The sequence below is a fragment of the Psychrobacter sp. ENNN9_III genome, from assembly GCF_001462175.1.
Lineage (GTDB): Bacteria > Pseudomonadota > Gammaproteobacteria > Pseudomonadales > Moraxellaceae > Psychrobacter.
In genome coordinates this window covers 24100-37666 of the sequence record NZ_LNUO01000035.1, presented here as the reverse complement: position 1 = coordinate 37666, position 13567 = coordinate 24100, and the positions used below count along the sequence as shown (strand labels likewise).

Genomic DNA, 13567 nt, shown 5'->3' with positions numbered 1-13567 from the left:
AGGTAAATCTAGTGAGCAGGGTATTTCATCGTTTCAGGCGTTAGCCGTCTCACTCGCAGGACGCGTGGGTATGGGTAACATCGCAGGTGTTGCTGCTGCCATCGGCTTTGGTGGTCCAGGCGCCGTATTTTGGATGTGGATTGTGGCGTTCTTAGGGGCATCTACTGCCTACGTTGAGTCTACACTTGCACAGATTTATAAAGAAAAGGACGTGGTTACTGGCGAGTATCGCGGTGGCCCTGCGTATTACTTTGAACGCGCACTTGGCCAAAAATGGTACGGGATCCTTTTTGCAATCTCCTCTATCTTAGCTTGCGGTATGTTCTTACCGGGTGTACAAGCAAACGGCGTTATCAGTGCATTTGCACAGGTAATGGGTGAAGGCACTATGATGAATATCGGGAGCCTAGAAGTTGGCTCTATGCGTCTGGTTGCGTTAGTCATCATCTTAGTAGTACTAGGTATTATCATTTTTGGTGGTATTAAGCGTATTGCAACCTTTACTGAGTTTGCAGTTCCTTTCATGGCACTAGGTTATATTGTCCTAGCTTTGATTATCATGTTTACAAACTTTGATATGATTCCTCAAGTTTTTGGTATGATCGTTGGTGACGCCTTTACTGCTCAAGCAGGTTTTGGTGCGGCAATCGGTTGGGGTGTTAAACGTGGTATTTACTCAAACGAAGCGGGTCAAGGTACAGGTCCTCATGCGGCAGCGGCTGCTGAAGTTGAGCATCCATCACAGCAAGGTTTGGTACAGGCATTCTCAGTCTATGTCGATACCATTCTAGTCTGTTCTGCTACAGCCTTTATGATTCTAACGATGGGTACTTATAACATCCAAGGTACGCTACCTGATGGTCAGTTCATCGTTCAAAACGTAGCAGCGACCACTGAAATTAACGCGCCTGCCTTCACGCAAATGGCGATGGAATCAGTATACGGCTCATTCGGTGATACTTTCATCGCTGTTGCAGTGTTCTTCTTCGCCTTTACTACTATTTTGGCTTACTACTATATTGCTGAAGTAAACGTGGCTTATTTGACACGCTTTATCGGTCGCGGTGCGAATAGAACGGGCTTATTCTTAGTTAAAGTACTCATCATGGCGATGGTTGCTTATGGTGGTCTAAACTCAGCTGGTTATATTTGGGCTATCGGTGATATCGGTGTTGGTCTGATGGCATGGCTTAATATCGTTGGTATTCTTGTTATCTTTATCGTTGCACGTCCAACACTTACCATGCTCAAAGACTATGAAGCCCAGCGTAAAGCTGGTGTTAAACGCTATAGCTTTGATCCTGCAAAATACGGTATTAAGAATGCGCCATATTGGGAAGCACGTCATTTACAAGAGCAAGAAAGAATGGCACAAAGCCCACTACACAAAGAGCATAAATAACGCTTTTTGAAGTAGCTAGCATGTATTAGTGTCACATAAAATTAAAAAGCTTGAGACTATGGTCTCAAGCTTTTTTTATACCCTGCGTTACACGTTATCTTTTGATATCAGATGCCCTTATCTACAACACGTGCAGACAGTTTTTTTAATCCAATAAAAAACCCAGCACGTTTGACTGGGCTTGGTCTTAAAATTATGCATGTATTAAGTCAACTGGTTTTAGTAAGGTCCTATTATTTAGGCATCAATACGGTATCAATCACATGTACCACACCATTGGTTGCCATCATATCTGGCTGAGTAATATTAGATGTGTTGCCGCTTGCATCTGTGATGACATTGGCTTCACTGATAGAAAACGCCTGACCATTTACCGTTTCGATATCTGTACCGTAAGGGATATCGGTAGATCTTACTATCATACTTGGAATAACATGATATGACAGTACATTGGTCAACATGTCTTTATCAGCCAATAGCTCTTCTTTTGTGACGTCAAGCTTCGTTAATGCATCAGCAAATGCAGCGTCCGTAGGTGCAAATACAGTGAACTCACTGCCTGAATCCATAAGAGTTTGATCCAGACCAGACGCTTCTAGTGCTGCTGTCAAAATAGTCAAATCGTTGTTTTCAGAAGCAAGTTCGGCGATATTCTGCGTGGCAGTGGTCTCTTCTGCCATTACTTCAGGTTCCGCAATAACTTCCGGCTCTTCCATTGGTTCAGTTTCGACCATTGGCTCAGTTTCAACCATCGGTTCAGTAGTTGCTTCAGCCTCGGTAGGCTCAGTAACCGTTTCTGCGTCATTACAAGCTACCAAAGATACCGCTGATGTAGCAATTGCTAGAGATAATAAAGTCTTTTTTAACATGGGTCTATCCTTATAAAGATTGATCAAGTAGCTTCTTACTGATCACTATACAAACTCATTCAAAGCATGAAGTAAGAAGTACCATATATGTCTCGTTTATTGTGGTAACAGTACTTTATCGATAACGTGTACAACACCATTGGTAGCAGCGATATCTGTTTGTAAGATATTAGCAGTACGACCACTCTCATCCATCAATTTACCTTCAGGCGTTATCATCAATGTGTCTTTGCTAAGCATCATAACGTTGCCTGGCTGCACATCCTTAGCGTATACAGGTGCTGGACCATTGATTACGTGGTAGCCTAAAATCTTAGTTAAAGCTGGTTTGTTCGCAAAAAGCTGCTCTTTACTCATACCAGTCTCTTGCAGAGCTTCAGCAAAAGCTGCATTGGTTGGCGCAAGAATAGTAAAATTTGCATCAGGATTAGATAATGGTCCTGCTATACCCGCAGCTTGTACCGCTTCAACAAGCGTTGAAAATTCAGCATTGCTTTGAGCAACTTGTACCACATTCATCTTAGCTGTGGTTTCGCTTTGAACAGGTGCTTTTTGAGCTTGTGTAGACACCTGTTTTGCTTGCGTTGACGTCTTTTCAGCTGGCATCATATTATTACAAGCGCTTAAGCCTGCGATTGATACAGCCAATGTGCCGATAGTAGCAAGTTTGGTAAGTTTCATATTCATATCCTTGATTTTGATGTATATTCTAGGTGCAAATTTAAAAGGTGAATGGTGCTTTTGTTAAGGCAAAATTCCAAAAAATTAACTTATATGTGGTGACCTACTACCTATACAAACACAGTATCTATGTAATTACCTATGTAATGACACTACTTAAAAAGTCAAAAACAGCGCTTACAGGATATAAATACAATGTGCATATACAATATTTAACCATCATTACTTGAGAACTTATAAGCCATACTTACGAGCAATCGAGCCTTACCACTTCAAACTAACATGATCAGTAAAGTTAACTATTTGCATTTGCGCTATTTTTTGTCACCGCCTTGTAAGTTTTGTCTGCTTTCTAACACGAATTATTTTTTGTATTTGTAAGAAAAATTTTACTATGGTTCATGACAATTACGATAAGAATATATTCACATATAAGAATATAAAGTGACCTCAGAGTACAATTCTATTACGATATCAACTGATATGATTATCAACTCTATCTGTGTCCCTGATAGTTAAAACCGAATAAAAACATACCAATAAGCGCTGTATTTTTCATGCTAGAATATTGCAGATTTGTGCCTTCTAATGACGCTATGACTTTCTCTTTTCTAATCACAGTATTGACAATATAAGCAGTATACCTATGACTCAACAGACGACTTCACAGACTCATGTCCCAGCCACTAATTCACCACAAGCGGCGGACGATTTTGTCCTAACGCCGCCTGCGCTCTTTCCTTTTAAAGAACAGCAACTAACCGCTCGTGCCCGTATTACCGAGCAAATGAAGTCGCGTATTTTGATGTTAGATGGTGCGATGGGGACACAGATTCAGACTTATAAGCTCGAGGAAGCTGACTATCGCGGTGAGCGCTTCGCTGATATTGAGCAAGACGTACGTGGCAATAATGATCTGCTGGTACTCACGCAGCCGCAGATGATACGCGACATCCATCACGATCATCTTGCAGCAGGCGCTGATATTATCGAGACCAATAGCTTTAACGGTACGCGGCTCTCGATGTCTGACTACGATATGGAGTATCTGGTACCAGAATTAAATATTACTGCAGCTCAAATAGCACGGGCGGCGGCTGACGAATTTACCGCAAAAAACCCTGACAAACCGCGCTTTGTCGCAGGGGTCATCGGGCCCACTTCACGCACCTGTTCGCTATCGCCTGATGTCAATGACCCTGCTTTTCGTAACATTACCTTTGATGAGCTGGTGCTTAACTACCGTGAGGCGACGCTGGCATTGATAGAAGGCGGCGTCGATATCATCTTGATTGAGACCATCTTTGACACCCTAAATGCCAAAGCGGCGATATTTGCCATCACTGGCGTATTTGATGATATCGGTTTTGAGCTGCCGATTATGATATCAGGCACCATCACCGATGCTTCAGGTCGCACGCTATCGGGGCAAACGGCAGAGGCGTTTTATAACTCTATTCGTCACGCCAAGCCGTTATCTGTTGGCTTTAACTGTGCGCTTGGCGCTGATGCGCTGCGCCCGCATATTCAGACGCTCTCGAACATCGCTGACACTTATGTCTCCGCGCATCCAAATGCGGGCTTGCCCAATGAGTTTGGGGAATATGATGAAACTGCTAAAGAAACCGCAGCTCTGCTTGAAGGTTTTGCCAAAGCGGGCATCTTAAACATCGTGGGCGGCTGCTGTGGTACGACACCTGAGCATATCCGCCACATTGCGGATATGGTGGCAAACTTTCCGCCGCGCCAGATTCCTGAGATTGCACCAGCCTGCCGCCTATCGGGACTTGAGCCGTTTACTATCACCGCCGACAGTCTGTTTGTCAACGTCGGTGAGCGTACCAACGTCACCGGTTCCAAGAAATTTTTGCGTTTGATCAAAACCGAAGCCTATACCGAAGCGCTCGATGTCGCACGCGATCAAGTCGAGGGCGGCGCACAAATCGTCGACATCAATATGGATGAGGGCATGCTCGACTCCAAGCAGGCGATGATTCATTTTGTCAACCTGGTCTCAGGTGAGCCAGATATCAGCCGTGTGCCTTTAATGATGGACTCCTCAAAATGGGAGATCATCGAAGAGGGGCTTAAACGTATTCAGGGCAAATCGGTCGTCAACTCCATCTCCTTAAAAGAAGGCTACGATGAGTTTGTTAAGCATGCCAAGCTCTGTATGCGCTATGGCGCCGCTGTCATCGTTATGGCCTTTGATGAAGATGGGCAAGCGGACACTTATGAGCGCAAAATCCAGATCTGTCAGCGCAGCTATGACGTACTGGTCAACGAAGTCGGCTTCCCATCTGAAGACATTATCTTTGACCCCAATATCTTTGCGGTCGCAACTGGTATCACCGAGCACAACAATTACGGCGCGGACTTTATTAACGCGACGAAATGGATAACCGAAAATCTGCCCAATGCCATGGTGTCAGGTGGCGTCTCCAACGTCTCATTTAGCTTCCGTGGTAACCCGATTCGTGAAGCGATTAACTCGGTATTTCTTTATCATGCGATCAAAAACGGCTTGACCATGGGTATCGTCAATCCGTCGATGCTTGAAGTCTATGACGACATCCCTGTCGAGGCGCGCGAGGCGATCGAGGATGTCATGCTTAATCGCAATCAAGGCGAGACAGGTCAGGATGCTACCGAACGCCTGATGACTATCGCTGAGAGCTATCAAGATGGCGGCAAGAAAAAAGACAGCACCGTCGATATGAGCTGGCGTGAGGGCACGGTAGAAGAGCGCATCGCCCATGCACTGGTCAAAGGCATCACCACCTTTATCGAAGCCGATACCAAAGAAGCATGGGAGAAATACCCCAAACCGCTTGACGTTATCGAAGGGCCACTGATGGATGGCATGAACATCGTCGGTGACTTATTTGGCTCGGGTAAAATGTTTTTACCGCAAGTGGTCAAGTCGGCACGCGTCATGAAACAATCGGTCGCTTGGCTGAACCCGTATATCGAAGCAGAAAAGGTCGAGGGCGAAGTCAAAGGTAAGATCCTGATGGCAACCGTCAAGGGGGATGTACATGACATCGGCAAAAACATCGTCGGCGTGGTACTTGGCTGTAATGGCTATGACATCCTTGATCTTGGCGTGATGGTGCCGTGCGAAAAAATCCTCGATACCGCTATTAGCGAGAAAGTCGATATCATCGGCTTATCAGGACTGATTACCCCTAGCCTTGATGAGATGGTCTATGTCGCCAAACAGATGCAAGAGCGCGGCATAACGTTGCCACTGATGATCGGCGGTGCCACCACCTCCAAGGCGCATACGGCGGTAAAAGTCGAACCGCAGTATCAAAACGATGCGGTCATCTATGTCTCGGACGCCTCACGCTCGGTCGGCGTGGTCACCAAACTGCTCTCTAAGGAAAATCGTCAAGGTCTTATCGATGAGACCCGCGAAGAGTATATCAAGGTACGCGAGCGTCTGGCCAAGCGTCAGCCCAAAGCGGCCAAGATATCTTATGCGGATGCTATCAAGCTTGGCTTTGACTATGACTGGGACAACTATGTGCCGCCTGCGCCCAGTAAACTTGGCCAAGTGATACTTGATGATTATCCGATCGCAACCTTGCTGCCTTATATCGACTGGACGCCGTTCTTTATCTCTTGGGGACTGACAGGCAAATACCCTAAAATCTTGCAAGATGAGGTCGTTGGTGAAGCGGCGCGCGATCTGTTTGACAATGCCAATGACTTAATGCAAAAAATGATCGATGAGAAGTTAGTCGTCGCTAAAGGGGTGTTTAAAATCATGCCAGCCAAGCGCACTGGCGCAGATACCGTCACCGTTTATGATAGCGTGCCTGAAGATGGAGGACAGCCAACGCATACCTTTGAGCACTTGCGTCAACAGTCGGACAAAGCCAGCGGTAAGCCAAACTTTAGCTTGGCGGACTTTATCTCACCAACAGACACGCACACCGATCATATCGGCGGCTTTACCGTCTCCATCGTTGGTACAGAAGACCTCGCTGAAAAGTATAAAGCAGCAGGCGATGATTATAACGCTATCATGGTACAGGCACTATCTGACCGCTTGGCCGAAGCCTTTGCCGAGCACTTGCACGAGCGTATTCGTAAAGACTACTGGGGCTATCAGGCTGATGAGACGCTAACCAATGATGAGCTAATCAAAGAAAAGTACGTCGGTATCCGTCCTGCACCTGGCTACCCTGCTTGCCCTGAACATACGGAAAAAGGCAAACTGTTTGACTGGCTCGATACGGTTGAGGCTATCGGTACAAGACTGACGGAAAGCTATGCAATGTGGCCGGCGTCTTCGGTCAGTGGCTTCTATTACTCGCATCCTGATAGTGAGTACTTCAACGTCGGAAAGATTGGGCGTGATCAGTTGGAGGATTATGCCACTCGTAAACATTGGGATATGAATACTGCTGAGAAGTGGTTAAATCCAAATTTGTAGAGTTGGTTTTCGTTAGAACTTTCTAGAGAAATTTTAGATGCGGGATTGGTTGCTTAGGAAGCCATTCCTGCTATCCGCTCATATCTTGCACGTCCACTGGCGCGGTGACTAATTGCTAGCCGTATTCCTGTTACCTCGATAACCCGTCTAGCAAAGTCACCGCAAGCCATTGGTCGCACAAGTATATCCGCTACTATCAGGGCTAAGAAGCCTTGCTATGCCAAGGTTACTCTATTAGTAATAATTATATTAAATAGACATTTATATCTATAGGACTCCTGCATAAGTGCTCACTAGTACCTGAAATACACTGAGAGAAGTCGATAAAATCGTACTTTTGTAAGAAGTGTTATGACTAAATTTTCTTTTGAAGCTCAATATATTCTGGAATGTTCTTTTCAGCAAGAACATTTATAAATCTACCTAAATTAGGAATGTTTATAATATTTGATAGCTTCTTCTGTTCCTCTAAACTTATAGGACCAACTTGTTCTGCTCTTATCTTATGAGCCTCAATATTCTGAGTCAGGAAATCTATAAACTTACTATTAACTTCTAACCCAAACATATTAAATGTCATTTCTTCTGCTATTAATTCATTATCAGCTACATTAGACCAATATTTTAATCTTATAGAATTTATGTAGCAATGCAGCTTGATAACTGTATCATTATCAACAATATATAAATACTTTATAAGTATATCTTTAGATATTTTACGCTGATAACGTACATCTTTGATAGGTTTTAATGAACCAATAACCTGACTAATCAGAACATCGTTTTCGTATTTAATATCAGTCTCGGCTACTATCCCAAATAAATTACCTAAATCACTACTAAATGAATGAAAATCTAAAACACTCAATCTTCCTGATAGAACTCTTTTAAGAGGTATATCCAACAAGATTTTAATTTTTTCACTCGAAATACTAAATAGCTTGAAGTTATAGTATATAAATTTATTCAACGCTTTGTAGGCATCTGAAGGTAAGTTTTTATTAGTGAAGATTGACAAAATCAGTTCGACTAGTTTATCCAACTCCTCATCCTTCCATTCTATTAATGAGTTTACAAGGATTAAGTTCGTTATTGCTTTCCCAACTATATCATTGAAAATTCCCGTTCGAGAATTGTCATATAATGAGACTAAATTTTCAAATGTGATTAGCAAATATTGAGTATATTCAGCACAATCTATATAAGAACCACTAGATTCATAATACTCTAAAATATCGTTAATCAATCCATATAAATTTTTAAATTCATAATATTTAACTAAAATAAAGAGGTCATGCTGCTCTATGCTATGATTGTTTGATAGAGGGATCTGGAAAATATTAGTCTCACTTTTATTATCTTTAATCATCAACCTGAACTTTAATTCTACATATAACTTCATTAAATCAATAAAAATATTATACTCATCAATCATTATTTCATTTAGTATAAAAAAACGTAATATTTGCAAGCTTCTATTATTTGAACGATAGTTATTAGTATTGATTAAATAATTCTTTTCTATATTCGCAAATTCATTATTAGCATCATGATAAAACTTGTAGAGTAAATCAAAATTTAAAAATTCATATAAACCTTGTAAGTGTCTTTTTACACTTGCGGGGTATAAATCGAGCTTGCTTCTCCAATTTGTTTCTAAATTATCAAAAATTCTCTGAGCCTCAAACTCTATTTCAAAATTGAATCTTATTTTTCTTGTTATTAAATCAACATTAAACATAGATATTATTGCTTTATAAAACTCTTTATTCTTTAGTTTTTGGTAAATTGCACTATTATACTTATTTATAAGTTTCTCATAAACTACCAGATTTTCAGATTTATCGCTTTCAACTGTTTTTATTATACCCATTATTTCTTTATTATGATGTGAGAAATTTAAATATTCATCATACTTTATATCTACGGCGTCTAATTCAGAAATATCAGTTTCTGATAAGAATTTTTTAACTTCTATCCAGTTTTTCTTATCGTCGTTTGTAAGATATAGACAATTAGCTAAATAAAAAACTTTAAGTATCTTTATCATTTTTATAGAAATATCACTATCTTGTTTTAAAGCTTTATAACCATCATAATTCTTGATAATCTGAAAGAATATTCTGTATATTTTACGCTGACTTTTATCGTAGTCTGTCGTCATTACTCCATCATGGAACCATAATCCGAAACAATTAAGATGATATTCAACTGTACAATTTGATAATGCATTAGTAACTTGTTCAGGTAATAAAGCGTTAAATTCTAGCAAACCTTTAAGGTGTTCATATATAAAGTTGATGACCTCTATTTTAACCTGGCTACTAATTTTAATCTCTTCATCACTATTTTTACTCTCAATTATAGACAATATATTATATGGAATATCATATTCAGATTTAACTTTATCCAAGAATATCTCGTATACATTTCTATATTCAAAAGTTTTTTCATTATCTACAACTATTGGAAAAACTGCTTGTATTCCGTGGCTCCTCAAATACATGCTCTCTGTAACATTTTCATTAATTGACAACATAAACCTTGGTGGAGCTATATTAGAACGCCTTTCAATCCATTTAGAAATGATTTTTAGATCATAGTCACTATATGAATATCCTAAAAATAGTATAGTATAAGATGATAATATATGTCTTAGGAGGTTTTCTACTAAAGGAAAATTATCACTATATTGTAAATAGTCATCTTCTTTAAATACAATGTTGTGGCTAGAAAAATCACCATGTACTTTTAAAAGTTTTCTAGGTAATATAGATTTAACTAGATCAGCATCACTTTTTATAATATCATAGATATGACCATTTTGTTCTATTGAATTTTCTAAGATATTATCCCAGTTAGTTGTAATAACATATTTAGGATTTAATTCGAAAATTTTCTCGTGAATGTCAGACGAGTTAGCATGTAGTGGAATTAAAGATTTGAGTTTCTCATAAAGTGAATATTCACCAAATTTCAAATAGTATAGTTGTGCTACTTTTAAGTAGTCGCCTTCCGTTGTGTCTAAGTCTTTCTTCAAAACATCAACTATATCCCCCCAAAATGGGAAATGCAGACTGTTCGTTTCAGAAAACTTAGAAACCCCTGCACCAACAAAAACAACCAAATTTTCGTTATCTCTTGCATTAATAATTGTATTTATGTGTGCTTGATTAAACTGCATATTTTCCTCAAATATATTTAATACAGATAAATATAGTTTCTATTACTCATACTAAAAATTTCATTATTTTTTTCTTAATGACTAAACAATCTAAACTTAGTTGCTTTACCCTTACCCCGCCGACATCGCTCAGAACAATAAATCATCTGCTTCCACTCCTTTTCCCACTTTTTACACCATGTAAAAAGACGCAGGCAGACGGGATAAATCTTCTCAGGTAGGTTTTTTTGTATCTTATAATCTTCTTATACCCAATATAGCGCTAGGCTAAAACCACAGCTTACTGTAGATATAAGGTATTATAGCCTGCTTCATGCACCTTTAAACAAATGATTTATAAATTGGTGCGTGGAACGCACCCTACACCAAGTTTTGCAGTGCATGTGCTATTTTAAGGTTTGGTTTTTTTGTAGGTTGGTGTCGAGGCACGAGACCCAACAATTTTTAAATCAAGAATGTTGGGGGTCGCAAGCTCCGCCCAACCTACCCAAACTGAACAACGACCAATATTTGTAAGAATGAGATGTTGCCGCTAGTCCTGATTGCAGCGGTTATCCTTGTCTGCTTACTGGGATGCGGGGGCTGGCTAGAGGGGGTCGCTCGAATGTTGGAACGCCTCTAGCCTTAGCCACCGCCCCGGTGAGTAGGCAAGATATGAGCGAAAAGCAGGATTAGCTACCTACTATTTTTTAAGTTTTAAATAAGCTACAATCGCTCTAACAGTACCGCCTCCTCTATCTTCCTCCTCTGGTAAAATTGGGTTAGAAAACGTGGCGGTTTTCTATTGTCTTAATTTTTAGCTCAATTTGTGTAGAGTGATTTACATTTATCATATAATAACAACGGTTACGCCTTGTCCACATTCTCTACGAGAATTTGACAAGTCTAACGCCACCCTACTTCAATTATGAACTCAAGTCGCGCGGCGTCGCCTCACCCCAATAGTAATAACCCACGATATTGACGCCCTGCGTAAATCCTTGCTGACCCGATACCTCAAACCCCGCTTGCGCGATCAGCTGTTCGATATTTCTATCCAGATGACAGCCGCCCGCGATCGGTTTCCATGCTGGAGTGATGAGCTGTTGGATTTTGCGCGCCCACTTGGGCTGCGGTGCTAATCCGTGCTCGGCATAATAGAGGGTGCCAGTCGGTTTTAGCACGCGTCTCATTTCAGTTAGCGCTTGGATAGGATTAGGGATAGAGCATAGCGTAAACGTCATGACCACACTGTCCACGCTGTTGTCTTCAAGTGGTAAGATCTCGGCTGACAGCGGCTCTGAGATAAAGTCGATGCCTGCGCTAGCAAAGCGCTCCCTTGCCAATGGATGCAGGTGCGGGTCAACACCTATCACTTGTTTGACGGTTTGAGGGTTGTAAAACTCAGCATTGAGCCCACTGCCAACCCCGACTTCTAGCACTATGCCATGGGCTTTTGGGACGACCAGCGCTCTTTGCTCACTTACAATCTTTAATGCACAGACTTTGTCGATTAGTACTGGTAAGACTTTATTATCATAGATGCTTTTGAGATTGCTGATTTTGGAGGTCGGCTTTGATTTCATGATGACTCCTTTATAATTAAAATATGGACATCTTTGTATTCTACTCACTCTTTTTACTTCGCCGACACCGTTCCGAACAATAAACCACATTATCCCAGTCTTTCTCCCACTTTTTGCGCCATGTAAAAGGACGCTGGCAGACGGGGCATATCTTTTGCGGCAAATTAACTTTTTTGTGTGCCATAGTCCTTTTCTCTAAAGTTAACAATGAATGATTACTGACTCCAAATAGGTGAGCGTACAACCCCGCCTGTCTTACTGCTAATGGCGTAGCTTGTCCGACCCGCTAGCGAATGTATGACTATGCTGCCGCCACTTTGTCCGTCCACTCGTGAGGTCCGCGTGGGATAAACAGTATATTGTCCAGAGGGTGAAAAACGTGCTGGCTCGTCTATACCCGTCTCTGCAAGTTTGACAGTCTTTCCTGTTGCTAGCGACATAATCGCTGCTTGACGATCGTTTAGGTACGCTAAGTGTTTGCCATCACGGCTGAGCTGCGGACTGGCAGCATAATCTTTTTTAGTGATTTGAGTGGCGTTACGAGTCGCAAAGTCGTAGCGATATATTCTTGGTCGTCCAGCGTTTTTCTTATCACTGGTATAGACAAAGCTTTGCCCGTCACTTGCATAGCTTGGCTGCACCTCTGTGCTAGGCAGTGTGGTGAGCTGTTTGGTTTTACCGCTATTTAGATGCATCTCATAGATATCTGCATCACCACCAACGGTTGAGCTATAAAGTAGCTTTTGGCCATCCGGCGAGAATGACGGAGACAGGTTACTACCCTCAGTATCTACTACCAAATTGTGCGTCTGGCTACTGACATCATAAATGTAGATTCTTGGGTTTTGACGCGGTGCTTGTTTACTATAAGCCAATAACTGACCATCGGTTGACCATGCTGGCGCATATATGTAGCCGCTTAGCTCATCGATGAGCTGTCTATCGCTACCATCAGGACGAATGCTATACAAACTAGAAACTTTTGTAGACCCTGCGCCTTGCTCTTCTACATAAGCGATACGTCCTGCACGATCTAGCGCAGGCATATTGTCAGTTAGTGGATTGATAATGGTACTACTCATAGAGGGAGGCACACTTTTATCTGTTGGCAAACTACTACACGCCGTCAAAAAAACACCCAGTATGGCACTCGTCGTGATATTAAAAGCGGTGTGTAGACTAATAGTATGCACATTAATAGTAGAAAGGAGTTTTTTATATAGATGTCTGGGGAGGTTGGAAGTAAGCATAAAAGTGTACTCGGTTAAGTTCTGGCTAGAAGCAATAAATCAAATGTCAAAAAACGCATTTAATTGGCTAGCATGTCATTTATCTTTTATTAAAAATACCCATTGATGAGATAAGAAGACAATAGGTAAAATAATTAGGACACATAATCAAGTCATAAAAAAACGCCTCACT

The 13567-nt window shown here is 41.3% G+C and carries 9 protein-coding genes; 2 read left to right on the top strand and 7 right to left on the bottom strand.

What is annotated here, in order from left to right:
* Positions 1-1402: alanine/glycine:cation symporter family protein (locus tag PENNN9_RS02810; RefSeq protein WP_058368231.1), on the top strand; the 1402-nt coding region annotated here is incomplete at its 5' end.
* Positions 1403-1635: 233 nt separating this feature from the next.
* On the opposite strand, the gene PENNN9_RS02805 is transcribed toward PENNN9_RS02810, so the two are convergent.
* Together PENNN9_RS02805 and PENNN9_RS02800 are read right to left on the bottom strand one after the other, a co-directional pair.
* Positions 1636-2271 carry a fasciclin domain-containing protein gene (locus PENNN9_RS02805; RefSeq protein WP_058368230.1) on the bottom strand — a complete coding sequence of 212 codons (636 nt, stop codon included), beginning with the start codon at positions 2269-2271 and terminating at the stop codon, positions 1636-1638.
* Between the two features lie 96 nt (positions 2272-2367).
* Entirely contained in the window at positions 2368-2952 is a 585-nt protein-coding gene (locus PENNN9_RS02800; protein WP_058368229.1) for a fasciclin domain-containing protein, read from the bottom strand.
* Between the two features lie 646 nt (positions 2953-3598).
* Between PENNN9_RS02800 and metH the strand changes: the two genes are divergently transcribed.
* On the top strand, positions 3599-7396 hold the full coding sequence (gene metH / locus PENNN9_RS02795) for a methionine synthase (protein WP_058368228.1): 3798 nt from the start codon (positions 3599-3601) through the stop codon (positions 7394-7396).
* A gap of 355 nt (positions 7397-7751) precedes the next feature.
* Here metH and PENNN9_RS02790 read toward each other — a convergent pair whose 3' ends face one another.
* From PENNN9_RS02790 to PENNN9_RS02780, 5 genes are all read right to left on the bottom strand, one after another.
* Positions 7752-10580 carry an SIR2 family protein gene (locus tag PENNN9_RS02790; RefSeq protein WP_058368227.1) on the bottom strand — a complete coding sequence of 943 codons (2829 nt, stop codon included), beginning with the start codon at positions 10578-10580 and terminating at the stop codon, positions 7752-7754.
* A gap of 74 nt (positions 10581-10654) precedes the next feature.
* Entirely contained in the window at positions 10655-10813 is a 159-nt protein-coding gene (locus PENNN9_RS12480; protein WP_082637967.1) for a DUF2256 domain-containing protein, read from the bottom strand.
* Positions 10814-11485: 672 nt separating this feature from the next.
* The gene (locus PENNN9_RS02785; protein WP_058368226.1) at positions 11486-12145 is read right to left on the bottom strand and encodes a class I SAM-dependent methyltransferase; all 660 of its coding nucleotides are present in this window, start codon (positions 12143-12145) and stop codon (positions 11486-11488) included.
* Positions 12146-12185: 40 nt separating this feature from the next.
* Complete coding sequence (locus tag PENNN9_RS12475; protein ID WP_075103701.1) at positions 12186-12329, bottom strand: DUF2256 domain-containing protein; 144 nt, start codon at positions 12327-12329, stop codon at positions 12186-12188.
* Between the two features lie 31 nt (positions 12330-12360).
* Positions 12361-13257: a Xaa-Pro aminopeptidase gene (locus tag PENNN9_RS02780; protein WP_227511702.1), complete on the bottom strand. Its 897-nt coding sequence runs from the start codon at positions 13255-13257 to the stop codon at positions 12361-12363.
* Between the last annotated feature and the right edge of the window lie 310 nt (positions 13258-13567).

What these genes read in the sequence shown, in the direction of transcription:
- PENNN9_RS02800 (WP_058368229.1), bottom strand. Translation starts at nt 2,952, where the DNA reads ATGAAACTTACCAAACTTGCTACTATCGGCACATTGGCTGTATCAATC.
- metH (WP_058368228.1), top strand. Translation starts at nt 3,599, where the DNA reads ATGACTCAACAGACGACTTCACAGACTCATGTCCCAGCCACTAATTCA.
- PENNN9_RS02805 (WP_058368230.1), bottom strand. Translation starts at nt 2,271, where the DNA reads ATGTTAAAAAAGACTTTATTATCTCTAGCAATTGCTACATCAGCGGTA.
- PENNN9_RS02790 (WP_058368227.1), bottom strand. Translation starts at nt 10,580, where the DNA reads ATGCAGTTTAATCAAGCACACATAAATACAATTATTAATGCAAGAGAT.
- PENNN9_RS02785 (WP_058368226.1), bottom strand. Translation starts at nt 12,145, where the DNA reads ATGAAATCAAAGCCGACCTCCAAAATCAGCAATCTCAAAAGCATCTAT.
- PENNN9_RS12475 (WP_075103701.1), bottom strand. Translation starts at nt 12,329, where the DNA reads ATGGCACACAAAAAAGTTAATTTGCCGCAAAAGATATGCCCCGTCTGC.